Annotated in this window: 24 protein-coding genes; 14 read left to right on the top strand and 10 right to left on the bottom strand. The window is 53.5% G+C overall.

From position 1 onward, the window contains the following. Positions 1 to 18: 18 nt before the first annotated feature. The 3 genes from A7983_RS06010 to A7983_RS06000 form a co-directional block, all read right to left on the bottom strand. Positions 19 to 780 (bottom strand): sulfite exporter TauE/SafE family protein, encoded by a 762-nt coding sequence (locus A7983_RS06010; RefSeq protein WP_005969179.1) that lies wholly within the window; start codon positions 778 to 780, stop codon positions 19 to 21. 97 nt (positions 781 to 877) lie between these two features. After that, complete coding sequence (locus tag A7983_RS06005) at positions 878 to 2,203, bottom strand: MmgE/PrpD family protein (protein WP_005969182.1); 1,326 nt, start codon at positions 2,201 to 2,203, stop codon at positions 878 to 880. A 64-nt stretch (positions 2,204 to 2,267) separates the two neighbouring features. Continuing rightward, positions 2,268 to 3,620 (bottom strand): MmgE/PrpD family protein, encoded by a 1,353-nt coding sequence (locus A7983_RS06000; RefSeq protein WP_005969184.1) that lies wholly within the window; start codon positions 3,618 to 3,620, stop codon positions 2,268 to 2,270. A gap of 335 nt (positions 3,621 to 3,955) precedes the next feature. On the opposite strand from A7983_RS06000, the gene A7983_RS05995 reads away from it, so the two are divergent. Continuing rightward, positions 3,956 to 4,606: a GntR family transcriptional regulator gene (locus A7983_RS05995; protein WP_005969186.1), complete on the top strand. Its 651-nt coding sequence runs from the start codon at positions 3,956 to 3,958 to the stop codon at positions 4,604 to 4,606. Between the two features lie 585 nt (positions 4,607 to 5,191). Here A7983_RS05995 and hemY read toward each other — a convergent pair. From hemY to hemC, 4 genes are read right to left on the bottom strand one after another with little or no spacing between them, the layout of a single operon-like run. After that, entirely contained in the window at positions 5,192 to 6,385 is a 1,194-nt protein-coding gene (gene hemY / locus A7983_RS05990) for a protoheme IX biogenesis protein HemY (protein ID WP_005969190.1), read from the bottom strand. Between the two features lie 2 nt (positions 6,386 to 6,387). Then, positions 6,388 to 7,512 carry a uroporphyrinogen-III C-methyltransferase gene (gene hemX / locus A7983_RS05985; RefSeq protein ID WP_005969193.1) on the bottom strand — a complete coding sequence of 375 codons (1,125 nt, stop codon included), beginning with the start codon at positions 7,510 to 7,512 and terminating at the stop codon, positions 6,388 to 6,390. A 23-nt stretch (positions 7,513 to 7,535) separates the two neighbouring features. Next, a complete protein-coding gene (gene hemD, locus A7983_RS05980) occupies positions 7,536 to 8,276 on the bottom strand; it encodes a uroporphyrinogen-III synthase (protein WP_005969195.1) in 741 nt (246 codons plus the stop codon). Next, entirely contained in the window at positions 8,273 to 9,214 is a 942-nt protein-coding gene (gene hemC / locus A7983_RS05975) for a hydroxymethylbilane synthase (RefSeq protein ID WP_005969197.1), read from the bottom strand. Before hemC ends, hemD begins: the two co-directional genes overlap by 4 nt. A gap of 604 nt (positions 9,215 to 9,818) precedes the next feature. Here hemC and A7983_RS05970 point away from each other — a divergent pair. Further along, complete coding sequence (locus A7983_RS05970) at positions 9,819 to 12,377, top strand: class I adenylate cyclase (protein ID WP_005969198.1); 2,559 nt, start codon at positions 9,819 to 9,821, stop codon at positions 12,375 to 12,377. Between the two features lie 48 nt (positions 12,378 to 12,425). Next, positions 12,426 to 13,598, top strand: a complete 1,173-nt coding sequence (locus A7983_RS05965) for an MFS transporter (protein ID WP_005969207.1) — start codon at positions 12,426 to 12,428, stop codon at positions 13,596 to 13,598. Positions 13,599 to 13,625: 27 nt separating this feature from the next. Here the strand turns inward: A7983_RS05965 and cyaY are convergent, their stop codons facing one another. Further along, on the bottom strand, positions 13,626 to 13,946 hold the full coding sequence (cyaY, locus tag A7983_RS05960; protein WP_005969209.1) for an iron donor protein CyaY: 321 nt from the start codon (positions 13,944 to 13,946) through the stop codon (positions 13,626 to 13,628). A 77-nt stretch (positions 13,947 to 14,023) separates the two neighbouring features. Here cyaY and lptM point away from each other — a divergent pair, with 77 nt between their 5' ends. From lptM to A7983_RS05915, 10 genes are all read left to right on the top strand, one after another. Next, a complete protein-coding gene (lptM, locus tag A7983_RS05955; protein ID WP_407670476.1) occupies positions 14,024 to 14,191 on the top strand; it encodes an LPS translocon maturation chaperone LptM in 168 nt (55 codons plus the stop codon). A 77-nt stretch (positions 14,192 to 14,268) separates the two neighbouring features. Then, on the top strand, positions 14,269 to 15,093 hold the full coding sequence (gene dapF, locus A7983_RS05950; RefSeq protein WP_005969213.1) for a diaminopimelate epimerase: 825 nt from the start codon (positions 14,269 to 14,271) through the stop codon (positions 15,091 to 15,093). Continuing rightward, positions 15,090 to 15,794: a DUF484 domain-containing protein gene (locus A7983_RS05945; protein WP_005969215.1), complete on the top strand. Its 705-nt coding sequence runs from the start codon at positions 15,090 to 15,092 to the stop codon at positions 15,792 to 15,794. The genes dapF and A7983_RS05945 overlap by 4 nt, the downstream gene beginning before the upstream one ends. Continuing rightward, on the top strand, positions 15,791 to 16,726 hold the full coding sequence (xerC, locus tag A7983_RS05940) for a tyrosine recombinase XerC (protein WP_005969217.1): 936 nt from the start codon (positions 15,791 to 15,793) through the stop codon (positions 16,724 to 16,726). Before A7983_RS05945 ends, xerC begins: the two co-directional genes overlap by 4 nt. Further along, positions 16,726 to 17,442 carry a 5-amino-6-(5-phospho-D-ribitylamino)uracil phosphatase YigB gene (gene yigB, locus A7983_RS05935; RefSeq protein ID WP_005969219.1) on the top strand — a complete coding sequence of 239 codons (717 nt, stop codon included), beginning with the start codon at positions 16,726 to 16,728 and terminating at the stop codon, positions 17,440 to 17,442. Before xerC ends, yigB begins: the two co-directional genes overlap by 1 nt. An 82-nt stretch (positions 17,443 to 17,524) precedes the next feature. After that, on the top strand, positions 17,525 to 19,687 hold the full coding sequence (uvrD, locus tag A7983_RS05930; protein WP_005969221.1) for a DNA helicase II: 2,163 nt from the start codon (positions 17,525 to 17,527) through the stop codon (positions 19,685 to 19,687). Between the two features lie 144 nt (positions 19,688 to 19,831). After that, complete coding sequence (locus A7983_RS05925; protein WP_005969223.1) at positions 19,832 to 20,578, top strand: cyclase family protein; 747 nt, start codon at positions 19,832 to 19,834, stop codon at positions 20,576 to 20,578. Between the two features lie 187 nt (positions 20,579 to 20,765). Beyond that, a complete protein-coding gene (gene ysgD, locus A7983_RS24810; protein WP_349814568.1) occupies positions 20,766 to 20,822 on the top strand; it encodes a YsgD/CorL family protein in 57 nt (18 codons plus the stop codon). Positions 20,823 to 20,988: 166 nt separating this feature from the next. Further along, positions 20,989 to 21,939 (top strand): magnesium/cobalt transporter CorA, encoded by a 951-nt coding sequence (gene corA / locus A7983_RS05920; RefSeq protein WP_005969225.1) that lies wholly within the window; start codon positions 20,989 to 20,991, stop codon positions 21,937 to 21,939. A 201-nt stretch (positions 21,940 to 22,140) separates the two neighbouring features. Then, entirely contained in the window at positions 22,141 to 23,199 is a 1,059-nt protein-coding gene (locus A7983_RS05915) for an AbrB family transcriptional regulator (RefSeq protein WP_005969233.1), read from the top strand. Here A7983_RS05915 and rarD read toward each other — a convergent pair. Next, entirely contained in the window at positions 23,165 to 24,094 is a 930-nt protein-coding gene (gene rarD, locus A7983_RS05910; RefSeq protein ID WP_005969235.1) for an EamA family transporter RarD, read from the bottom strand. The two genes, A7983_RS05915 and rarD, sit on opposite strands and share 35 nt — an antisense overlap. 116 nt (positions 24,095 to 24,210) lie before the next feature. Continuing rightward, positions 24,211 to 24,690 carry a thioesterase family protein gene (locus A7983_RS05905; protein ID WP_005969243.1) on the bottom strand — a complete coding sequence of 160 codons (480 nt, stop codon included), beginning with the start codon at positions 24,688 to 24,690 and terminating at the stop codon, positions 24,211 to 24,213. 272 nt (positions 24,691 to 24,962) lie between these two features. Here A7983_RS05905 and pldA point away from each other — a divergent pair, with 272 nt between their 5' ends. Further along, on the top strand, positions 24,963 to 25,829 hold the full coding sequence (gene pldA / locus A7983_RS05900) for a phospholipase A (protein WP_005969245.1): 867 nt from the start codon (positions 24,963 to 24,965) through the stop codon (positions 25,827 to 25,829). Positions 25,830 to 25,858: the final 29 nt, after the last annotated feature.

Below are 25,858 nucleotides of genomic sequence, written 5' to 3'. Positions count from 1 at the left end.
CAAGGCACAGAGGGGAGGTTAACGAGCGATCAGTCCTTGTACGCCTTGCCACATGAGCTGCGCGCTGAGGAGCAGCATGGTGAGGCGAAAGGTGGTGCGGAAGAGTTTTTCGGGCAAATTATCCAGCAGTCGTGTACCTAACCAGGTGCCCAATACACCGCTGACAATCATTGCAGCCAGCATCGGCAGCCAGTCGTGATAGGCAAATCCCATCATTCCGAATGCCAATATCTTTAGGCCGTGTTGTAACACCATGCAGAGCGCATGCGTGGCGATCAGCGGCTTTTTAGTTACCCCTTGCGAACTGATCAACCCAGCGACCATTGGGCCTGTTGCACCGACGACCATGGTGCCAAGGCTGGTGAGTGCACCACCCAGAATGAAGAACAATCGGTTAACCGGTTTTGGCGTAGTACGTTTACGGAAAACCGACCACAGAATGAAACTGGCCAGCGCGATTTTTGCCACACTGTCTGGGAGCCAGACGGCGACGGGCGCACCCAGCGCGATGCCAATGACGCTGCCGATAAAAAACCACAGCGCCAGCGGCCAGACAATATACAAACGTTGAATCAGGCTGCGGCTCAGGTTGGAACCGAGCTGGACGATACCGTGAACCGGTAGCAGACTGCTGACTGGCATACCCAATCCCATGATTGCAAGCAGCGTGACGCCGCCGCCCAGCCCCAGCGCTGCCGTTAACGCAGACGTCAAAAAGCTGCAAAAGATCAGGATACCGGCAAAGATCGGCGAAATGTCGGGTGGAACAAGATGCAACATGGTGAAGGCTATCCCTGTATCGCGGATGGTTAAACAGACGATGCAAAAAATGATAATGCCCGATGCGATTAATGCCTATCAAGCATCCTTTCTGCTGTTAACGATAATCGTCGTGCAGCAGCCGTTGATACAACGCCAGTGCCTCGGTGTGCGACAAAACCTGACTGGCGCAGTCGATAAACTTCTCCGCAATCAGATTGTCCGGCAACGGATTCTCTGCACTGGAGCCTAGCGCGCCTGCCACACGATGATGATAGGTCTGTCCGTCGTGCGTCACCAGTGTGACGTGTGCGGTATGTGTGGTGCTCTCGTCGTGACAGATCAGTTCAACACGTGCCATCAGTGATTGTGTCGTGGGATCGTGCAGCGCAGCCTCGTCAATAAAGTCGTCCAACGTCAACTTCCCCTGTACCCAGGCGCGGGCGATGCAATAGTGCAGGCTGAACTTCCCTGCCAGTGGCGTATCCGGTGCGGGAATGTTGATGTGCGGGAAGCGAATAGGGTGGATGGCAATCTGAATTCGATCCAGCGATTCGGGGGGCAAGCCGGTTTCTTCGCGCAGCGCCAGCAGCCCGTCCAGCGGGGCCAGAATGGCGTAGCAGCAGGGGAAGTATTTAAAATTATTCCCTTTTACAGGATCGAGAATGTGGGATGGCGCAGACCAGGGTTCGGTTAACGGCGTGGTGTCATAGTTCTCATTGGCACGGTTGTAGACGTTGAAATAGCCGTGGTGATGTTCAAACGCGGTATCACCCGCACTGTATCCCTGACGCGCCAATAATACCGCCATGACGGCGCTACGATTGGCGTGACCGACCGCCAGTGATTTTGTCTGGCTACCAAAGTTGGATTTGATGCCGGAAGCCAGCGACGCGGTAATGGCAAAGGCGGTCGCTGTTTCCTCTTCGCTAAGTTTCAACAAGACTGCGCAGGCGGCTACGCCAGCGAAGATGCCGACGGAAGTTGTCGGGTGCCAGCCGTTGCGATACTGGAAAGGGCTGACGGCTTTGCCCATGCGTACCGCAGTTTCATAGCCGCACAGATAGGCGTGTAGGATTGCTTCACCGCTGGCTTCCTGCTCGTCTGCCACTGCCAACAAGGCTGGGAGCACGGCGACGGAAATATGCCCGTGCAGCCAGGAATTGGAATCGTCGAAATCGAGTAAATGTGCGGATGTGCCGTTTAATAATGCAGCATCTAGCGCGTTGAGTTTGAGGTCTGTACCGAAAATCCGGCTTTTCCCTACGGCGGCTGATGGAACGATCACCGCTCTGAGTTTTTGCGCGCCGTCTTGAACCCCCCCAGCAAGCGTGACGCCCAGTGTATCAATTATGGCGGTTCGTGCGTGTGCCAAGACGTCGGCAGGGAACGTCTGGCGAGAAAATTCCAGCAGATTATGGGCAAGCTGGCGGGCAATGGTCATGAAAGCGTCCTGTTATTATCGTGAGATTTTTTATGTCGAATGGGTTATGTCGAACGGAGGCGCGTTAGCCCGCTAATAGCTCGGTGAGAGTAGCGAGAGAGCCTGGCTGCTCAAAGTGGAAGGCTGCCTGATAGAGCCGATCGCTACGGGCTTCCCCTAATACGGGGAGGGTCAGGGCGTCAAACTTGGCGCGTAGCTCGGCGTCGGTCAGCGGATTTTGCGGATGACCGCGATACACATCGGTTTCCGCGTGCAGTTTTTCACCGTCTTCCAGTTCGATGTCGATAAACGCGGAGCTGGCCGATTGCCCCTCTACTGCGTCGATCTGTAAGCGCGACAGCAACTGGCGCGGTGCCGGGTCGTCAACGGTGTTCTGCGTGAAGTCCCTATCGTTGAGACGATAGCCGCTCAATGCCAGCGCAATGCAGTGCGGGATACTGAATTTGCTCTCCAGTGGGTTTTGCGGGTTGGCGATCCCTGCGTTCACCATTCCCATCGGATGGACTTTGGCATGAATACGGGCGATAGCACGGCCTTTCAACTGTGGGTAGAGTTTACACGCCGTTTCGATGGACGCGTGGGTTCCCCGGCAACTGGCATACAGCTTGTAGCCGTTACCTAATAGTTCCCAACTGTCGCCAAAATCGAGCGGCGGGATGACGGCGCTGCCGTCCTGCACAAAGGTTTGCACCCAGCCATCGGCTTCGTAAAAATGATGGGCGGCGATAAAGCCTTCATCCGCCAGCTCTGCTGCTGTGATGCCATCCATTGCCGCTTTGCCTGCATGGAACGGTTTACCGTGCGTGCCAGATGATTTCTGTAATCCTCCCATCATGGTTGCGGCCGCCCCCAGTGCATTGGCGATGGCATGGGGATTAAGGTGCAGAATGGAAGCGGCGACCGCGGCGGCTCCTGCGCGCCCGACAATCGACGTTGGATGAAAACCGCGACGTTGCAGGCTGCGGCCTATACCGGGCACCCAACCGCCTCCCAATCTGGCCATCACTTCAAATCCGGTAATAAAAGCGATCAGCGTCGTGCGTTCATCTGCGCCGTAGTGTTGCGCCATTGCCAGAGCAGTAGACCAGCAAGGGCCGCTAGGGTGGCCCGCGCCAGCCGGATGTGTATCGTCATAGTCTGCTGCATGAGAAAGTGTGCCGTTGATCAGCGCGGCCAGTGCCGGAGTGGTTTTCGTTCCGAGGATAACTTGCGCATGGCCCTGCGCCTGCCAGCGTTGTGCAACGCGTTGAACCGCGTTGGCGGCATCATCCCCTACCGCACCAATAGCGACGCCCAGATAGTCAATGAGCGCTCGCTTAGCCTCATGCCAGACGGCATCGGGGATTGTCATCGTAGGTGCGGTGTGAATAAACTGGCTGAGCGCGTTGCCGCGAGGAAGCGTCGGTGTAGCTGGCATCGTAGGAACTCCTTAGGCAAAAACGCGATGACATTGCCAGTACCGCCAAGCGGGTCTTGGGATGCGCGTTTTGTCTTGTTGAATGCATTTGTATACAGTGTGTGACGAAAGCATATTCAATCGCTCATTCGGTGACAAAGACGCTTTTTCGCTAAGCTAAGCACAAAATATGCGATACGACAGCTTGATAAAGGCAGGGCGTCGGGCAAACTTGAATTTTTCTCAATACATGACGATCCGTGGCACCGCGTGCACATGTGAGCAGCCTAAAGGCGAGGTGTTTTATCCATCTGCGCATGGCCTCGTACTGACCGTCAACCAGATATCAAGGGATTATGAACTTAACACTTAACGACAAAGAGCTGGCGTTGTCGCCGTTCGAGATACTGATTCGCGCAATCGAGAAAGGTGAACTGTTGCCTGGCGAACGTTTGCAGGAAACACGGTTGGCACAGCAATTTGGGCTCAGCCGCACGCCGATTCGTGAGGCGCTGCACCGGCTTGAAGCGCTGGGATTGGTGGAACCGGGCCCTCAGCGCGGGCTGATGATTGCTCAGATCAGCTATGAGCGACTGCGTCAGCTTTTCGCCGTGCGTGAAGGGTTGGAACGGTTGGCGATGGAACTGGCCGTGGCATCGGCTTCAACGGAAGAACTGGAGCTGTTGCAGGATATGGTTAACGTGGAGAAAACGCTTACTGACAGTCGGCAATTGCACGATCACAATCGTCTTTTTCACCGGCAGATTTATCGAGCAACCCATAATCCGTATCTAAATGAAATGCTGGAAAACTTGCGTATTCATCTGTCGCTACTGCGCGGAACTACCTATGAGTCGCCGGAGCGTACCGAAGAGGCGAGGCGTGAACACCAGGCGATTGTGGAAGCATTAGTACGGCGTGATAAGGATGCGGCACAAGAAGCGGCCTGCCAGCATATTCGTAATGGCTACCGCGCTCGGTTAAGCATGTTGAATCAGCAACTTTGATAGAACTGTCGGAAAAACACGACACTTGGGGGTACTTGATGTCTCAAAAAAGAGACATTTAATTTATTGATTAATAATGATTAATATTTTATTTGATAAATTCGTCTCTGAATGGCGACAGTTTTTGTGAGCCCGATCTCGTTTTTGTCGCCGACAGTGTCTTGACCTTTCTTCCCGCCAATAAATAAAAATAGTATTTATTATTAGCTGGTTATCATGATTTTATGAAGCGTTAATAATAAAATTATGCATGTTGGCATAATTTATGCTTAAATAAGCGGGTAGATGCTCATTCCACCTTCTATGCTTGCTTCGGCTTCATAATCCTGGGAATGACGCAGAGCCAATTTGAGGTGCCTATCGTCCAACTCCAGATGAAGATGCAAATCTCCATCGGGCTTTCCGGACATAACGTTGAGTGAGGCACCATTCTGTTGTCTGACAGACCTGATATTTTCAACGCTTACCGTTTATCGGTAAGCGTTTTTTTTCGTCTGATGAAAATGCTTGGCCACGGCCTGCTATCGAGACATAAAAAATAATAAGGCCCCAAAGAAGGAGCCTTATGAAGGGATTATGCCGTAGTTAGTGGGCTGATTGTTGTAGCGTGAGCAATAGCCCTTCGTGCCGCATTTGCGCCGCTTCATCCGGCAGATGTAGCCGTTCCAGCGCATCGGCACGCCAGGCATAATCATAAGCGTCTGGTCGCTGTTCTAATGCAGTGCGGAAGGCATCACTGGCCTGCTGCCATTCGCCATGTTTCATCAGCAACTGGCCTAACGTGCTGTTTAACAGCGGTGTTGCACCCTGCTGCTTGATGTACTGATACAGCATTTTTTCCAGTTGTTCTGGATTACCGGCTTTGAGACGTGGCATCAGCAGGATCAAACGCTCGTCATATTGACGTTTGAGACCATCGAGAATGATCTTCTGGGCAGTATCATGATCGTCACACTCGATCAAATGCTCAGCCATCGCGATCTGAAGTGGGATCTCATGACGCACTTTGCGGCTCTGATTATTCCACCATGATTTCAGTCCTTCGCTGCCACCATCCGCCATCGCCTGGTTCATCAGGCCGATATAGGCCTGCTGCTGTAGATCCAGCAAACGCGCTTCAGGATACAGATTGATCTTGCGCATCACAGGCAGAATATCCAGCAGTGCGCTATAGGCGTGAGTGCGCAGGAAAGCTTGTTCCGCTAAACGCAGTACTTCAGGGTGGCGAGGTGCGACTTCCAGCAATTTGTCTACGCCGTGACGTGCAGCATGATCTTCATTGCGCGCTAGCTGAATACGCACGCGCGTAATATCTACCGGGAGCTGATCGGTATCTGCCACTTCGGCGGCACGCTCCAGATATTGCTTGGTGCGGAATTCGTCACCGCGCTGCTGGGCGGCCTCGGCTGCCAGAAGATAGTTAACCACGGGCTGCTCGGCATGATCGGCATTGCGAGTTAGCAGTTTCTCTACCTGTAAATAATCCCCTTCGGCCAGCTTGAGCAGCGCGGCTTTGGTTTGTTTTCTGGCACGGCTGCGTTTACGGCCGAGGAACCAGCCGCGCGTGCGGGAGCCGGTGCGAAAGATACGGCGCAGCAGCCACTCCACCGCCAGAAAAGCGAGGAAAAACAGCACCAGCATAATAACCAGAGCGGTCACGCTGGTCCGAATGTCATAGTCATCCGTCTGAATCAGAACGTAACCTTGGTGACCTGCGACGATCGGGCCGATTACAACGCCTGCGACCAGGATCAGGAACAGCAATAAGACCTTCAACATGCTCACTCTCCCTGCTGTGTGGCTGGCGCCTGAGCCAGTAGGTTACGAACGCGCGTTTGCATCAATTTTTCCAACAGCGCCTGACTCTGTAACTCGGCTGGGACATCGAGTGAAACCGACTGTTGGCTTAAGGCATCGAGCTGATCCAAAAAGGCCTGCGTCGTGGGGTCGGTGGTATTGAAGTAGGCGCGAACCCAGGTTGCTGCCGTTTCCAGTGACTGTTTGTACACTTCATTCTGGTGACGAGGAATGGCCTGTGCGGCAACCAACAGACGTGAACGGATATTCTCACGCAGATACACATCCTGATTCGGTGCCAGCAGTGGTTCAGCGGCGCTGTCACGGCGGCGAATGGTGATGAAATCAGCCATGAAATTGTGCCAGCTTTTGCTCAAATTTTGACGCCACTCACTCAACGAAGCGGATAGCTCGGTGCTGTTAGCGTCCATCGGTGCTTCATCGGCGTTGTTGTCCGCGAGTTGCAAGTTGTCCAACTGGTCGGTGAGCTGGTTTACTTTCAGGATGATGCCGTCAAAATCAACCTGGCTAACGCCAGCCAGCGCCCCGATATCGTGGGTCAACGCGCGGCGAATCTCTATCAGGCTGGGATCGTTCATTTCCGCCAGGCTGGCATCTGCGCTTTTCAGCAATGCGCCTGCGGTGGTGACGTCTTTATCGCTCCACAGCTTACGTCCTGCCAGTTTTACCAGAAAATCTGCCTGAGCGATTAGCCAGGAATTGGTGTCATGGCTGGAAAGCGCCGCCAGCTTATCGCGCAACGCATCTGATTGACGCGTTAGCGCATCAATGCGTTGTGTGGCGGTGTCCTGTGCTTTGCTTTGCTGCTGTTGAGCGTCCAGCCACTGCTGTTGTTCCTGCTTGTGCTGCTGTTGCAAGGCGTTTAGCTGTGATTCCAGACGTTGAAGCGAAGCGGTTTCCCGTTGTGCCTGTTGGTGGCCGTGATAATACAAGCCAGCGCCTATTGCCAGCGCAATCACGATGGCGATCGTCCCTAGCACGGCACCACTGCGCTTGGGCTGCGGTACGGGATCTTGCTGCTGATGAGCGGGTTCAACCCGTTCAGCAACCTTGTCGGATGGAGCTGTGGGGGTATGGTGTTCCGTCATAATGGTACATCCCATGATCAGGTTTATTGTAGTGCGCGCACGAGCGCATCGTTATCGGCGTTATCGGCGATCCGGATATCATGCCAGCCGAGCTGACGCGCCTGTTCTGCCAGTCGTTCGCTAACGACGATCAACTGGCAGCCAAGTAACCAGGAAGCCCGATAGTAATCAGGTACTAAAGTATAGATCCGTTGTAGCATTTCTCCGCTGGTAATCACCAGTTTGTCGATGCCTATTTGCTGCCAGTGGCGGCTTTGTTCCGAGCCATCATAGTGAACATCTCGGCGCTGATAGCATTCACAGTAGGTTACCTGTGCGCCCCGCTCAGTCAACGTTTCTCCCAGTAGCTCCCTTCCGCCGTTGCCGCGCAGTAATAGCGCTCGTTTCCCTGCAACATCTTGTAACTCAGGGAGTTGCAATAGCGTTTCGCTGGTTTCACGTTCAGGCGGATAGGTGACAGGGTGTGCGCTGATTTTATGTAACGCCAGTGCCGTCGTGCGGCCAATGGCATAATAAGCAAGGTGGGCCGGCCAGCTTGTGCCCGTGCGCGTCAGTATGGGATCGGCGTAATGAATCGCGTGTTGTGAGAGCGCAAACACCAGGTCGTCGGCGTGCAGCGCCTGTAATTGTGCAGGCAGACCCGCGAGTTCTCGTCCCGGCGAAAACTCGATCAGCGGGCTGTGCCAGGCGTGATAGCCGAGCTTTCTTAAACGGGTCACCAGTTGTTCGCCAGTAGGTGACGGACGGGTAACCAGAATCGTCATGATGGGCTTGATCCTTGGTAAACGGCCTGAAGGATTGTGCTGGCTCCTTTCGCTAACAGCTCTTCAGCCAGTGCAATGCCAATTTTTTCAGCGTCAACGACGTTTCCTTTACGTTCACCAACAATCATCTGGCTACCATCCGGTGCGCCAACCAGCGCACGTAACCACAACGTATCGCCTTCCAGCTCGGCGTAGCTGCCAATCGGCACCTGACAACCGCCTTCAAGGCGCACATTCATCGCGCGTTCAGCCAGTACGCGGGCGGCAGTATCGGTATGATTGAGTGGAGCAAGAAGTTGGCGGATGCGATCGTCATCCAAACGGCATTCGATGCCGATAGCGCCTTGTCCGACGGCAGGCAGAGACGCTTCTGGGCTTAACGCACTGCGGATACGGTCTTCAAGGCCGAGGCGTTTCAGACCCGCGACGGCAAGAATAATGGCGTCATACTCGCCGTTGTCCAGTTTTGACAGACGCGTTCCGACATTGCCGCGCAAATCACGAATCACCAGATCGGGACGTCGGGCGCGCAGTTGGCACTGGCGGCGCAGGCTGGAGGTACCGACACAACTGCCCTCCGGTAATTGGTCGAGGCTGTCGTAATGATTGGAAACAAAAGCGTCGCGCGGGTCGTCACGTTCACAAATGGTGGTCAGGCCAAGGCCATCGGGAAACTCGACAGGCACATCTTTCATGGAATGAACGGCGATATCGGCGCGTCCTTCGAGCAGTGCTAATTCCAGCTCTTTAACAAACAATCCCTTACCGCCAACCTTTGCCAGTGGCGTATCCAGAATGATGTCACCGCGGGTCACCATCGGCACCAGCTCCACGGATAAATCGGGGTAGAGATGGTTCAAACGCTGCTGAACATATCGTGCTTGCCATAAGGCCAGCGGGCTTTGTCGGGTGGCAATTCTAATAATATTGGCTAACATGCTTGATACCGTTTTTATCATTTTCCGCCATCGTATCACTGATGGTGCGTTGGTGTCAGGTTGTGGGCATTAGCGGCGCGCCTTTAAAACGGTCTGAAATTCGGGTGCCGCAAATCTAGATATACTCTAAATAATTCGAGTTTCAGGACAAAAACGGCAAGGCGTTTTTGAACAGCGCTTGCGCTGACCCCGTAGGGGTGAGGCCATAAGGCCGAATAACGCGGCAAGCGAAGGAGTCCCGATGAGCTTACACAAGTAAGTGATTCGGGTGAGTGACAAATCTGCCAAAGGCAGATTTGAACGCTGCTGGCAGCGGCCCCAACGGGGCGAGGTGCACGTAAGTGTACCGAGTAGCGCAGCCAACGCACATGTAACTTGAAGTATGACGAGTAAGGAAGCCGGGCTGATGCAGTCGGGTAGAGAAATTCTCAATAAAGCAAGATAGATAAGTCTAACTTTCTTTACTTTCTTTACGCCCAATCAGCAAGGTGTTAAATTGATCACGTTTCCAGCAATAATTCGCCAAACATTCTTCTAATTTTATCATTGGCGAGTTTGGAACACGGGGTTTTTCTAGGCACTGGGATAAATCAGGCGAAGCGTCTTGTACTTCTACATCGAGACTTTGAAGCAAAGACTGGATGCGATCAACCAACTGCGTGTTGACCGTGCTCTGGGAGCAATGAAGCCCGCTTTTCAGCAGGTTTACAGTCTTCTGCCCATTTTATTACATCATCATCACCCGTTGATGCCCGGCTACCTTGAAGGCAAGGTGCCTCACGGTATCTGCACTCACACGCCTGATGAAAAGCAGCAACAGTACCTTGATGGCATCGCGTTGCGCTGGGGTCAGTTTGACAGTTCTCATCCGCAGGGCGAGCTGCCGATCACGGGCATCTATTCAATGGGGAGCACCTCGTCTATCGGGCAGAGCTGTAGCTCCGATCTCGATATCTGGGTGTGCCACCAATCCTGGCTTGATAGCGAAGAGCGTCAACTCCTACAGAAAAAATGTACGCTGCTGGAGCAGTGGGCTGCGGCGCAGGGCGCTGAGGTCAGCTTCTTCCTGATGGATGAAAGCCGTTTCCGCCACAATGAAAGCGGTAGCCTGAGCGGTGAAGACTGCGGCACCATGCAACACATCCTGCTGCTCGACGAATTTTACCGCACCGCTGTGCGTATGGCGGGTAAACGTATTCTGTGGAATATGGTGCCGGTCGAAGAAGAATCCCACTACGATGAATATGTGCTGTCGCTGTACTCTCAGGGGGCGCTGGCACCGAACGAGTGGATGGATTTAGGCGGATTAAGCACGCTGTCGGCGGAAGAGTATTTTGGTGCGAGCCTTTGGCAGCTCTATAAAAGTATCGATTCCCCGTATAAAGCCGTGCTGAAGACGCTGCTGCTGGAAGCCTATTCCTGGGAATACCCGGATACCAGCCTGCTTTCAACAGAAATCAAAAAGCGTCTGCATGACGGCGAGATCGTCTCTTTCGGCCTTGATCCTTACTGCATGATGTTGGATCGCGTGACGCACTATCTGACGGCGATCAACGATCCCACGCGTCTCGATCTGGCGCGTCGATGTTTCTATTTAAAAGTGTGTGAGAAGCTCTCCAGAGAACAAGCCTGCGTTGGCTGGCGTCGCCAGATTCTGAGCCAACTAGTACAGGAATGGGGCTGGAGCGACGAGCATCTGGCGATGCTGGATAACCGCGCTAACTGGAAAATTGAACAGGTACGCGAAGCGCATAATGAGCTGCTGGATGCGATGATGCAGACCTATCGCAACCTGATCCGCTTCGCCCGCCGCAATAATCTGAGCGTCAGCGCAAGCCCGCAGGATATCGGTGTATTGACCCGTAAACTGTATGCCGCGTTTGAAGCGCTGCCGGGTAAAGTTACCCTGCTGAACCCACAAATTTCGCCCGATTTATCGGAGCCGAATTTAACCTTTATTTATGTTCCGCCGGGTCGTGCGAATCGTTCGGGCTGGTATCTGTATAATCAGGCTCCGTCGATGGATGCGATCGTCAGCCATCAGCCGCTGGAATATAACCGCTATCTGAACAAGCTTGTGGCATGGGCCTATTTTAATGGTCTGCTGACGCCAAGCACGCGCCTGTATATTAAAGGCAACGAGCTGTGTGACATCACGCGTCTGCAAGCGCTGGTGGACGATGTGGCTGGCCATTTCCCACTGCGTTTGCCTGCACCTACGCCGAAGGCGCTGTATAGCCCGTGTGAAATTCGTCATCTGGCGATTATCGTTAATCTGGAACACGATCCGACCGCGGCTTTCCGTAATCAGGTGGTGCATTTCGATTTCCGCCATCTGGATGTATTCAGCTTCGGCCAGCAGCAGCAGTGTCTGGTCGGCAGCATCGATCTGTTGTATCGCAACTCATGGAATGAAGTCCGTACTCTGCATTTCAGCGGCGAGCAGGCGGTGTTGGAAGCGTTAAAAACCATTCTGGGCAAAATGCATCAGGATGCGGCGTTGCCGGAATCACTGGAAGTGTTCTGCTACAGCCAGCACCTGCGTGGGTTGATTCGTACCCGCGTGCAGCAGTTGGTCTCCGAATGCATTGAGCTGCGCCTGACCAGTACGCGTCAGCAAGAACCAGGGCGCTTCAAAGCCGTGAAAGTGGCGGGACAAACCTGGGGCCTGTTCTTTGAGCGGTTGAGTGTCTCGGTGCAGAAATTGGAAAACGCGGTCGAATTTTATGGCGCGATTTCCAACAACAAACTGCAAGGCCAGCCGGTTCAGGTTGAAACCAACCATGTGCATTTACCGGCAGTCGTTGATGGTGTCGCCAGCGAAGGGATCATCCAATTTTTCTTTGAAGATGTGACAGAGAATCAGGGTTTTAATATCTATATTCTCGATGAGTCAAATCGCGTTGAAGTGTATCACCACTGTGAAGGCAGCAAAGAAGAGCTGGTGCGCGATGTCAGCCGCTTCTATTCGTCTTCGCACGATCGCTTTACTTATGGTTCCAGCTTCATCAATTTCAACCTGCCGCAGTTCTACCAAATTGTACAGTTGGACGGCCGCACGCAGGTCATCCCGTTCCGCAGCAGTGCGCTTTCTCATCTGTGCATCACGCCCGTGGTTGGGGATGAGGTGATGACGATGAAGCAGCGGCTACAGATTTTATAGTCACGTCCTGATACTCGGCTTTCAGCGCATTCAGAAAAGGATGTATTGATGGATTCGTTGCAACGCCGAAATCTGATACTGCTGGCGCTCGGACAAGGGCTGACCGGCAGTATTATTTCCCTGATGACGCTGTGTTCTACGCTGGTTGGCGTATCGATGACGCCTGTTCCTCTGTTGACCACGCTACCGATTACCGCGACGGTGTGTGGCGCGGCGCTGATGATCTACGCCGTTTCCTCATTGATGACAAAATATGGCAGGCGTAATGCGTTCATCATCGGCACGCTGCTCGGGTTGTCAGGGGCGCTGTTGGCGGCGCTAGCGATTGTGCTACATAGCTTCCCCCTCTTCGTGTTTTCGACGTTTGTCCTGGGAATGTCCTGCGCATTTAACCAATATTATCGTTTCGCGGCTGCTGAAATTTTCATCGATAATCAGCAGAAAAATCGAGCAATCTCATGGGTGATCAGCGGCGGTATTTTGGGGGGCTTCCTCGGTCCGTTTGCCGCTAGCCAATCTTCTCAACTCTGGGCATCGTACCCGTTTCTCGGCAGTTTTATCGCCGCCGCGTTTATCTCCATTGTGACATCATTGCTGCTGTTTGGTCTCAAACTGCCCCCGATGTCGATGGTTACGGCCAGCGCTCAGCGTAGTGAACCGCTGGCGTCGATTCTGAAAAGTCGGGCATTTGTGTTGGGAACCGTAAGTTGTTCCGTAGGATTTGTGGTGATGACGCTATTAATGAACTCGGTGCCGTTGGCGATGCACCAGCACCACTTTTCCGTTGGCCACAGCGCGACGGTTTTGCAATGGCATTTTGTCGCGATGTATGCGCCTGCACTGCTATTAGTGCTGCTAGCGAAACGGTTGACGCCGGTTCAGGTTGTGGCGATCGGCGTGGCTTGTAACGTGGTGGGGGTGGCGGTCGCGCTGAGTGGTTTGACGTTCTGGCACTTTCTTTTTGCGCTGATGTTGTTTGGCATCGGGTGGGCGTTTATGTTCAACGGCGGGACATTTATGCTGAATGCTTTTACCCATTCCGTGCATAAATCTCGCTTGCAGGGCATTAACTCGCTGCTGATTTACCTGCCTAACGCACTGGCGTCTCTGTCGGCTGGTAGCCTGATGGCGCTAACCAGCGGCTGGCCGCTGGTGAATATGGTCGGTATTGGCATGCTGTTGTTGCTGGTACTGGTGCCGATCGTTCTGGGGCGGCGCTGAACTGTGATGCCATTGGAAATGCGGCAGTTACTCGAAGTGAACGGTTTCCCCGGCCTGCGCCGAGCAGGCGGATGACAGCAATGTGAGAAAGTCTTCACCGCTGCGATTGCATATCCAGCGTTCCGTCTGAAGGGTGAAGTGGTAGCCACCCGCTTTGGTCGCTAACCAGATTTGGTGCAGTGGCTCCTGCCGATTAATCACGATTTTGCTGCCGTTCTCAAAACTCAGCGTCATTACGCCGCCGTTGATCTCGTAATCGATGTCAGCATCGCCCTCAAACCGATCCAGCGTTTCTTCCAACTGAAGCATGAGTTCGTCGGCTAATTGGTGGAACTCGCTATCGTTCATTTTCGATTCCTATTGATTTTCATGATCCACCTGCGATTATAGAGAGCATACGAGTATTAATGACAGGTCTTAACGTAATGAAAAACGCATTTCGCCCACTTCTTCTGGCGTTATCAGTGGTGAGTTTACTCGGTTGCGGCCTGAAAGGTCCGCTTTATATGCCAACCGATAGCAAGTCCGGCGCGTCAACGACTCAGCAAAATGAGAACCAGCCGCCGCAAAAGAAACCGTCAATGCGTCCTTAGTGTGTGACGACAACCAATAACAACAGGTCACGTATACGTTTATCGCGCCCGGTTAAGTAAGCGGGGGAGTCAGGATAATGCAGTTCGCTAAGATGCACGGATTAGGCAACGATTTCATGGTTGTTGATGCCGTTACGCAAAACGTTTATTTTTCACCCGAACTGATTCGCCGTTTGGCGGATCGGCACTGTGGTGTGGGTTTCGACCAACTGTTGGTGGTCGAACCGCCCTACGATCCTGAACTGGATTTTCATTACCGCATTTTTAACGCGGATGGTAGTGAAGTGGCACAGTGCGGTAATGGCGCGCGCTGTTTTGCCCGCTTTGTGCGCCTGAAAGGGCTAACCAACAAGCGTGATATCGCCGTGAGTACGCAGACTGGCCGGATGGTACTGTCTGTGACGGACGATGAACTGGTGCGCGTTAATATGGGTGAGCCGAATTTCGAGCCGCAACAGGTGCCTTTTCGCGCGGTCAAAGCGGAGAAAACCTACATCATGCGTGCCGACGAACATACGGTGCTTTGTGGCGTGGTGTCGATGGGCAACCCGCACTGCGTGATTCAGGTTGACGACGTGGAGACGGCGAAGGTGGAAACGCTGGGGCCGTTGCTGGAAAGCCACGAGCGCTTTCCTGAACGCGCCAACATCGGCTTTATGCAGATCGTCGATAGCCAGACTGTCCGTCTGCGCGTATACGAGCGCGGTGCGGGAGAAACGCAGGCGTGTGGTAGTGGTGCGTGTGCGGCTGTGGCGGTCGGTATCCAGCAGGGGTTATTGTCCGCGAAAGTTCGCGTATCGCTGCCGGGCGGGGAGTTGGATATCCAGTGGGATGGGCCGGGACATCCGTTATTCATGACCGGGCCTGCAACGCATGTCTACGATGGATTTATTCATTTATGAAGAATGTCGAGGAACAGGCAGAACGCGAGATCGCACTCAGTGACGAGATGGTTTTGCAGTTCCTGCAACAAAATCCTGATTTTTTTATCCGCAATGCGCGTCCCGTCGAACAGATGCGCATTCCTCATCCCGTCCGGGGAACCGTGTCGCTGGTGGAATGGCAGTTGGCGCGCCAGCGTAACCACATCACCCAGCTTGAGGAAGAGATCACGCTGCTGATGGAACAAGCCGGTGCGAATGAAGTGCTGTTCAATCGCCTGCTTGGGTTACAAACCGAATTGGCATCGGCGGATAGCCTCACAGATATGTTAGATCGGTTGCAGCGCTGGGCGCGTCAGCTTGGTCTGGCGGGAGCAACGGTTCGCCTGTTTAGCGACAAATGGCGCATCGGTGCGCCTTCGGGTTTTACCCACCTTGGGCTAAACCGCCCCACCTTTGAGCCGTTGCGCATTCAGCGTTTTGGACAACAGAACCACTACCTTGGCAGCCTGAATGGATCGGAACTGTTACTGCTGCTACCGCAGGCCAGACAGGTCGGGTCGGTCGCGCTATCGCTGATGGGCAATCATCACGATTTGGGTGTGCTGATTTTCAGCAGCCGTGACAGCTACCATTATCAGGATGGCATGGGAACCGTACTGCTTCAGCAAATGGCTATGATGTTGCCTGCGATGCTGGCACGCTGGGTTGAGCGGGTATGAGCCGACAACCCGCACCATCGGAGTCACCTTCCTCTTCTCTTTTACAAACGGATGTTGATGCCTTCCTGCGTTATCTGAAGGCAGAGCGCCAGTTAAGTCCGTTGACACTGACCAGCTATTCGCGCCAATTATCTGCGGTTATCACGATACTCTCCGCTGCGGGTGTGGTTGACTGGCGCAAGTTGGATGCCTCTGGCGTGCGCTCCGTGGTGTCCCGCAGTAAACGCGATGGGCTACATTCAGCGAGTCTTGCGCTACGTCTATCGTCATTACGCAGTTTTCTCGACTGGATGGTGTCACGCGGTGTGTTGGCGGCAAACCCGGCGAAAGGAATATCCGCACCGCGCGCTGGGCGCCCGTTGCCTAAGAATATGGATGTGGATGAGATGAATCGCCTGCTGGAGATCGATCTGGACGATCCCCTTGCGGTGCGTGACCGCACGATGCTGGAAGTGATGTACGGCGCGGGGCTGCGTCTGGCAGAACTGGTTGGCATGGACTATCAGCACATCGATCTGGCAAGCGGTGAAGTCTGGGTGGTAGGGAAAGGCAGCAAAGAGCGCAAATTGCCGATAGGAAAAACGGCAGTAACCTGGTTGGAACGCTGGCTGGCGCTGCGCGAACTGTTCGGCCCACAGGACAATGCTGTGTTTATCTCCAATCAGGGGCGACGCATTTCGATGCGCAACGTGCAAAAGCGTTTTGCCGAGTGGGGTGTTAAGCAAGGCGTTAATAGCCATGTTCACCCACATAAGCTGCGCCACTCCTTTGCGACGCACATGCTGGAATCCAGCGGTGATTTACGTGCGGTCCAAGAGTTGCTTGGCCACGCTAACCTGACTACAACGCAGATTTACACCCATCTTGATTTTCAACATTTAGCCTCCGTGTACGATGCTGCGCATCCACGCGCCAAACGAGGGAAACCCTGATGCATTTTTACCGACCTCTTGGTCCGATCCGTGCGATCACGTTCGATCTGGATGACACGCTGTACGATAACGCAGACGTCATTAGGCGCACTGGACAAGAGTCAATCCGCTTCCTGCAAGAGTATCATCCTGCGCTTCGTGATTTTCAGGCAGATGATTTCCAAAACTTACGCCAGACTTTGCTAGAGCGTGAGCCAGATATCTATCACGACGTTACCGAATGGCGTCGCCGTGCGGTTGAGTTGGCAATGTTAGAACGTGGGCTAAGCGCCGTAGAATCTAAGGATGGCGCAAAAGCGGCAATGGAAAACTTTGCCCACTGGCGTAGCCAGATTGCGATTACGGAAGAGACGCACCAGACGTTGGCAGCATTAGCTGAAAAGGTGCCGCTGGCGGCGATCACCAACGGCAACGCTGAACCGCATCGGTTTGGTCTGGACGGCTATTTTTCTTTCACTCTGCGTGCCGGTCCAGATGGCCGCGCCAAGCCGTTTGATGACATGTACCATCTGGCGGCGGAAAAACTCAATCTGCCTTTGCATGAGATTCTGCACGTGGGCGACGATCTCACGACCGATGTGGCGGGGTCGATCCGCTGCGGTATGCAGGCTTGCTGGATTAACCTGCGTGAAGGCAGCCTGACGCAGATTGGCGACGCCCGGCTGCTGCCGCATATTGAAATTTCGCGGTTGGCATCGCTGTCGGCGTTGTTATAATCACGGCATTAGTCTGTATAAATCACCAGTGGAAACGCCGCTGACATGCGCGGCGTTTCCCGTCACCGGATAACCCGTACCTATGGACGTTTCTGATCTGCTCGATGGCCTCAACGACAAACAGCGTGCCGCGGTAGCCGCGCCGCGCAGCAATTTATTGGTGCTGGCGGGGGCAGGCAGCGGCAAGACTCGGGTACTGGTTCATCGCATTGCCTGGCTCTTGTCTGTTGAAAACTGTTCGCCGTACTCCATCATGGCGGTGACGTTTACCAATAAAGCCGCGGCAGAGATGCGTCATCGTATCAATCACTTGATTGGCACCAGTCAGGGTGGCATGTGGATTGGCACCTTCCATGGATTGGCACACCGTCTGCTGCGCGCACACCATATGGATGCCAACCTGCCGCAGGATTTCCAGATTCTGGACAGTGACGATCAGTTGCGTTTGCTGAAGCGGCTGATTCGGGCGCTGAATCTGGACGAGAAACAGTGGCCGCCGCGTCAGGCGATGTGGTTCATCAACGGTAAAAAAGACGAAGGTTTACGTCCGCAGCACATTGAAAGCTACGGCAACCCTATCGAGCAAACGTGGCAGCGTGTCTATCAAGCCTATCAGGAGGCGTGCGATCGTGCCGGACTTGTGGATTTCGCCGAACTGCTGCTGCGCGCGCATGAACTGTGGCTGAATAAGCCGCATGTGCTGAATCACTATCGTGAGCGTTTTACCAATATTCTGGTGGACGAATTTCAGGATACCAACCGTATTCAATACGCCTGGATCCACATGCTGGCGGGCGATAGCGCCAAGGTCATGATCGTTGGGGATGACGATCAGTCAATTTACGGCTGGCGTGGGGCACAGGTCGAAAATATTCAGTTGTTCCTGAAGGATTTTTCTGGTGCAGAAACGATCCGTCTGGAGCAGAACTATCGTTCGACCAGCAATATCCTGAAAGCGGCGAATGCCCTGATTGCCCACAACGGCGGGCGGCTTGGTAAGAACCTCTGGACGGACGGTGTTGAGGGCGAGCCCATTTCACTTTACTGCGCGTTCAATGAACTGGATGAGGCACGTTACGTCGTCAACCGAGTTAAAGCCTGGCAGGAAAACGGTGGTGCGCTGAAAGATAACGCTATTCTTTACCGTAGCAACGCCCAGTCACGTGTGCTGGAAGAGGCGCTGTTACAGCAGAGTATGCCGTACCGCATCTACGGCGGAATGCGCTTCTTCGAACGCCAGGAAATCAAAGATTCGCTGTCTTATCTGCGCCTGATCGCTAATCGTAACGATGATGCGGCGTTCGAACGCGTGGTGAATACGCCGACGCGCGGTATTGGCGATCGCACGCTGGACGTAGTGCGTCAGACGGCGCGCGATCGTCAATTGACGCTGTGGCAAGCCACGCGGGCGCTGTTGCAGGAGAAGGTGCTGGCCGGGCGTGCGGCGGCATCGCTGCAACGCTTTATCGAATTGATCGATGCGCTGGCCTATGAAACCTCTGAACTGCCGCTGCATGTGCAGACCGACCGGGCGATTAAAGATTCTGGTCTGTGGAGCATGTACGAACAGGAGAAAGGCGAGAAAGGGCAGGCGCGGGTAGAAAACCTGGAGGAACTGGTGACGGCGACGCGCCAGTTCAGCTATCAGGAAGAAGATCAGGATCTGATGCCGCTTCAGGCGTTCCTGTCGCATGCTGCGCTGGAAGCGGGTGAAGGTCAGGCTGATGCCAATCAGGACGCTGTGCAGCTTATGACGCTGCACTCGGCGAAAGGGCTGGAGTTCCCACAGGTATTTATCGTCGGCATGGAAGAAGGCATGTTCCCTAGCCAGATGTCGCTGGATGAAGGTGGGCGTCTGGAAGAAGAGCGTCGTCTGGCTTATGTTGGCGTCACGCGTGCCATGGAAAAGCTGACGATAACCTACGCCGAGTCCCGTCGGTTATACGGTAAAGAAGCCTATCATCGGCCTTCCCGATTTGTCGGTGAACTGCCGGAAGAGTGTGTTGAAGAGGTGCGATTACGTGCCAGCGTCTCCCGCCCGGTCAATCACCAGCGCCTTGGCACGCCGATAACGCAAAATGACAGCGGCTACAAGCTGGGGCAGCGGGTTCGCCATGCGAAATTCGGCGAAGGCACCATCGTGAATCTTGAGGGCAGCGGCGATCACGCCCGTCTTCAGGTCGCGTTTCAGGGACAGGGTATTAAATGGCTGGTCGCCGCTTATGCCAAACTGGAAACGGTGTGATCGTCACGATGCAGTTTGAAGTATGACGGGGTTATATAACTTATAAAAACCCTGTCTTAGTCTTTATCGTCATTTTCGACAATGCTAGGTGGCCTGCCGCGTATCCATGGATGTGTGGTATCACAATAAAAAAGGAGCATGCCCATGACGCTAGACCAGATTATTGCCGAGTTACAGAAGAAGAAATGGGTCGATCTCACGCATACGGTGACGGAGTCGATTCCTATTTTTAGTGCGTTTGAAGGCGTGTTGCAGCGTAAGACCTTATTCAACGTTGAAGATCACGGGTTCTATGCGCAGGCCGTGACGTTTGCGACGCAGACGGGAACGCATATTGATGCGCCGGGGCATTTTGTCGCGGGTAAGCGCTATCTGGATCGTATTGATAATAAAGAGCTATTGCTGCCGCTGGTGGTGCTCCACAAGCAAGACGCCGTCGCGAACGATCCCGACTACCGCCTGTCGGTTGATGACATTCTGGCGTTTGAGCGTGAACACGGGGAAATCCCGTCAGGCAGTTTTGTCGCGTTTGCCAGCGGCTGGAGCACGCGCTGGCCTGATCTTGATGCCTTCGCCAATAAAGATGAAAAGGGCAACAGCCATACGCCTGGGTGGTCGCTTGAGGCGCTGACGTTCCTGTTTGAAGAACGCGGCATTAGCGCGGTTGGGCATGAAACGCTGGATACGGATTCCGCTGCGGATTTCCGTCGCAACAACGGGCTGATTGGCGAGTTCTTCGTGCTGAACCAAAATGCCTGGCAGGTTGAGGTGCTGAATAACCTGCACCAGTTACCGTCTACCGGTGCTTATATTCACGTCAGCTACCCTAATTTCGCTGGTGCGCCCGGCTTCCCCGTCCGTGCTATCGCCTATTTACCAGACCACGCTTAACCGATAAACGCAGTTCTTTTTTACTCTGAGGACTGCGTTTTTTACCCTTTTCAGCGACGGATTTATTGGATAAACCTTATCCATTTAGACAATATTTTACAGCGTGTTTCAGCCACGGTTTTAAAGTTGAAGTCTTTTTCATCTCAGCGTAACATGCGCGCATCATTATTCTCGGAGGACTAACGCCTTGGACACACCCAGTCGATACTGGCTCACTAACCTGTTCATTAGGTACAACTTCTAAGGCTATCTTCCTCTGCTGATACCCTTCGTGGTTGTCAGCGATGCTGTTTTTGTCGCTATGAGTCAGATCCGTCGAACGGACTGAAACCTGCTGGTGACACCTCACCTCCGTTTCTGTGTTTCAATCGCGTTATCCATCTCTGCTACTGAAAAGGGAGCTATGGCCCATGCTGAGCGCATTTAAACTGGATAATTGCCGTTTATCTCGTCTGGAATTGGATGACTCCGATGATCTCACTACGTCAATTTGGGTCGATTTGATCGAGCCGGAAGACGATGAGCGTGAGAAAGTACAAACCGAATTGGGACAAAGTCTGGCAACCCGTCCGGAACTGGAAGACATTGAAGCGTCGGCACGTTTTTTTGAAGATGAAGACGGCCTACATATTCACTCTTTCTTCTTCTTCGAAGACGCGGAAGATCATGCGGGCAACTCTACCGTGGCGTTTACCATTCGCGATGGTCGCTTGTATACCTTGCGCGAGCGTGAGCTTCCCGCATTCCGCCTGTATCGCATGCGTGCTCGTAACCAAACGCTGGTAGACGGCAATGCTTATGAACTGCTGCTCGATCTCTTTGAGACTAAAATTGAGCAGTTGGCGGATGAAATCGAGAACATCTACAGCGATCTGGAATCGCTGAGCCGCATTATTATGGAAGGGCGTCAGGGCGACGAGTACGATGATGCATTGTCTACGCTGGCGGAGCTGGAAGACGTGGGCTGGAAGGTTCGTCTGTGTTTGATGGATACCCAACGTGCGTTGAACTTTCTGGTGCGTAAAGCCCGTTTACCGTCCGGCCAGTTGGAGCAGGCGCGTGAAATTTTACGCGATATCGAATCTCTGCTGCCGCACAACGAATCACTGTTCCAGAAGGTTAACTTCCTGATGCAGGCGGCGATGGGCTTTATCAACATCGAACAGAGCCGGATTATCAAGATCTTCTCGGTGGTATCCGTGGTGTTCCTGCCGCCGACGTTGGTGGCATCCAGCTACGGAATGAACTTTGAGTTTATGCCGGAGCTGAAGTGGTCGTTTGGCTATCCGGGGGCGATCGTGCTGATGATCCTCGCCGGACTGGCACCGTATCTCTACTTTAAACGTAAAAACTGGCTCTAAGTTTTTACCGATGCGCCTGACGGAGATTAATCATCAGGCGCATAACATTTCTTCCCTTTGATGCAAAAATCCTTTCCTGCTTGATAGTTTGCGACCTTACTATTCCTGTTTATTCTCCCGCTATTCTGTTTAGAATGGTGAACCGCTTTTCTGTTCTTACTTTCCATTATTACTTTCTATTGTTAAATACAGGTCGTGTACATGAAAGGGATGTCACCGTGGGTGCAATGGGGGATCCTACTGTCGGTCTCATTAATTCTGGGGTTTGGACTACAGGTTTACCACGTTCCTGCTGCGCTGTTGCTGGGGCCGATGATGGTCGGCGTCGTCATGGGATTAAATGGTGCGACGATCCGCATCCCGCCCGTCGGCTTTGCGGGCAGTAATGCCGTTCTGGGCTGTCTGGTTGCACAAAGCCTGTCTTTTTCTATCCTGACGCCGTTGTTGAACGAATGGCCACTGGTGCTGTTCATTCTGCTGGCGACGCTGGCTGCCAGCGGATTATCTGGCTGGCTACTGGTCAAATTTAGCGAATTGCCCGGAACGACCGGAACCTGGGGGGCATCACCGGGCGGCGCATCCGCGATGGTCGCCATGTCTGGCGAGTTCGGTGCGGATGTGCGACTGGTCGCCTTCATGCAATATTTGCGGGTGCTGATGGTGACCGCTTCTGCGGCGTTCGTTGCACGCCTGAGTTTGGGGGATGACGCGGCGGAAAACAGCGCCATGCTCGTGTGGTTCCCTTCATTGGACTGGCGTTTTATCGCGACGCTCGGGGTGGCATTCGGTAGCGCTTGGCTGGCTAGACGCTTACGTATTCCCTCTGGGGCGTTACTGGGGCCGATGATTATCGGTTCGATGCTGCATGCCAGCGGAACATTACAACTGCAAACGCCTGAATGGTTGCTGGCATTGGCTTATGCCGTGATTGGGTGGAGCGTGGGTTTATGCTTCACTCGCCCGATTTTTTTGCTGGCGATCCGCACCTTGCCGCACATGATGGCGTCGATTGTCGGATTGATGCTGTTATGTGGTGGAATGGCATGGATGGTGACGAAAATAATACCGGTGGATATGCTGACCGCCTTCCTGGCGACCAGCCCCGGCGGGCTGGATTCGATTGCGATTATCGCCGCAGGCAGCCGGGTCGATATGGCGTTTGTTATTGCCATGCAGACGCTGCGGCTGTTTTCGACGTTGTTGTTCAGCCCGATCTTATCGCGTTTTATTTCCCGCCGTGTTGAGGCTGGGATGCTGTAGCTGGCGTGCGCCGTAGCTTACGCTGCGTATAAAGTGCATCCAGAATGAACAGCACCAGCGCACCCCAGATGAAGGCAAAGGTAATCAGCTTGTCGCTGCTGAATGTTTCACCGTAGAACACCACTGCCAGCATGAACATGATGGTGGGGCCGAGATACTGGAAAAAGCCGAGTGTTGACAGGCGTAGGCGCATGGCGGCTGCGGTAAAGAACAACAGCGGCACGGTGGTGACGATACCGGCAGAAAGCAGTAGCAGATTCAGCGACCAGGGATTTTCCGTCAGATGACTGCTTGGCGTATCGGCAATAAAAAACAGGTACACAACGGCGACTGGAAGCAGCCATAGCGTTTCGATCAGCATACCGGTTTGCCCATCGATGCCAATCTTTTTACGCAGCAGCCCGTATAACGCGAAGCTGAATGCCAGACCGAGCGCGATAACCGGCAGCGAGCCGAATGTCCACAGTTGAACCAGTACGCCAGTCACGGCAAGCAGCACGGCCAGCCATTGCAGGCGGCGAAAGCGTTCACCCAGAAAGATCATGCCCAGCATGACGTTGACCAGCGGGTTGATAAAATACCCCAAGCTGGCTTCCAGCATGTGATGGTTGTTGACCGCCCAGATATACAACAGCCAGTTTCCGCCGATAAGCACTGCCGTTAATGCCAGCAAAAACAGATGCTTGACGTTGCGGCAGGCATGGCTCACCTGACGCCATTTCCGGCCGACCGTCAGCAGGATCAGCATAAAGAAGAATGACCAGATAATACGGTGCGTCAGTATTTCATTGGGTGGAACGTGCTCAAGTAGCTTGAAGTACACGGGAGCAATTCCCCAAATGAAATACGCACCGAGGGCGAAAAAGATCCCCTCACGGGTTTGTTGCGCGTTCATGGGTAACTCGATAAGGACGGCGGGAAAACGCTAAGTCTACCCAAAACTGTGAGCGCTTTCACGTAAAGTGTTCATGACATGGTTTGCCAATGGTGGATGTCTGCCAACGATAAACGCTACCCGACAATATAGGTTGCGGTGGCGCTGGCCAGATGCGAACCCTGTTCGTTATGCAATTCGGCGCGCGCGACCGCGATTTTATTACCACCGCGCAGCAGCGTGCTGGTAATAGTGAAATGTTCTCCATAGCCTGGGCGTAGGTAATCGACCCGCATATCAATGGTTCCCATACGTGCAAGCCGGTGATGAAACTCTTGCTCGCTGATCGTCTCATGGCGCAGCAGCGTGTTGCCGACGCAGACTAATCCGGCTGCGACATCTAACCCGGCGGCGATCACGCCACCATGCAGGATCTTTTGTGCCGCATTGCCGATGAGCTTATCTTGCCGAGCGAACGCCAGGACGGCTTTGTCGGCTTCAAACTGCTGTAGTTCAAGGCCTAGCTCGATGTTGAATGGCATCTTGTAAATGAAAATCTCGCCAACGAGCTGGCGCACGGTATCTCTGGTTAAGGTGGTTCCCTGTACGTCAGCCATAGTTGTTTCCCGCCCAAATAAGAGACACGCGTTAAATACGGTTAATTTGATGTCTTTTTGTTATGTGGATGTTTATTTTATGCATTGATTTTGTTTCTTGCCAGAAAAAGCCGAGAAACCGGGGAACGGTAATTCAAACGCCGTTGAACTGTGTAGAATGGCGGGTTTGAGTGGGGAAGAGCTTATCCTTATTTACATAAAAGAATTTATTTAAATAAAAGCATTTATTTGGATAAAAGAATGCCTGAGGAAAACTATGTCGGAGAAAATGAATGCGTAAAATAGTACTCGCACTGGCAACATTACTGATGGCACAGGCTCATGCTGAAGATACGACCAACGCACCTGCGCCGAATCAACCGGCGGTTCGTGGCAGTATTATCGCTAGCCTGTTACAAGAGCACGATACCCCGTTTATTCTTTATCCTTACGAAAGCAACTACTTACTGTATACCTATACCAGTAACATCAATAAGACGGCGATACAGAGTTATAACTGGGGCGATGAAGCACGTAAAGATGAAGTGCACTATCAGTTGAGCCTCGGGTTCCCGATCTGGCGTGGTATTCTGGGTGATAATTCGCTGCTGGGCGCGTCTTATACACAGCGTTCTTGGTGGCAGTTGTCTAATAAAAGCGAATCTTCTCCGTTCCGTGAAACCAACTATGAGCCACAGGTCTTCCTGGGCTGGGCAACCCACTACACATTAGCAGGCTGGACGCTGCGAGATGTGGAAGTGGGCTTTAACCACCAGTCTAACGGCCGTTCTGATCCAACTTCACGCAGTTGGAACCGCGCTTATGCGCGTCTGATGGCGCAAAACGGCAACTGGCAGGTTGATGTGAAGCCGTGGGTGCGTTTCTCCGACAGTGAGGACGATAATCCGGATATCACCAAATACATGGGCCATTACCGTTTACGCGTCGGCTATGTGTGGGGCGACAGCGTGTTTAGCGCGGAAGGGCGTTATAACTGGAACAGCGGCTACGGCGGCGGTGAACTGGGCTGGAGCTATCCGCTGACGCGTCATGTCCGCTTCTACACCAAGGTCTTCAGCGGCTACGGTGAATCCCTGATTGATTACAACCATCGTCAGACCCGCTTCGGTGTTGGGGTGACGCTGAACGACATGTTCTAACGATCGTGTGATTTAGCGATTGCAGTTTT

The organism is Pectobacterium wasabiae CFBP 3304, assembly GCF_001742185.1.
Taxonomy (GTDB): domain Bacteria; phylum Pseudomonadota; class Gammaproteobacteria; order Enterobacterales; family Enterobacteriaceae; genus Pectobacterium; species Pectobacterium wasabiae.
This window is presented reverse-complemented; position numbering and strand designations above follow the sequence as displayed.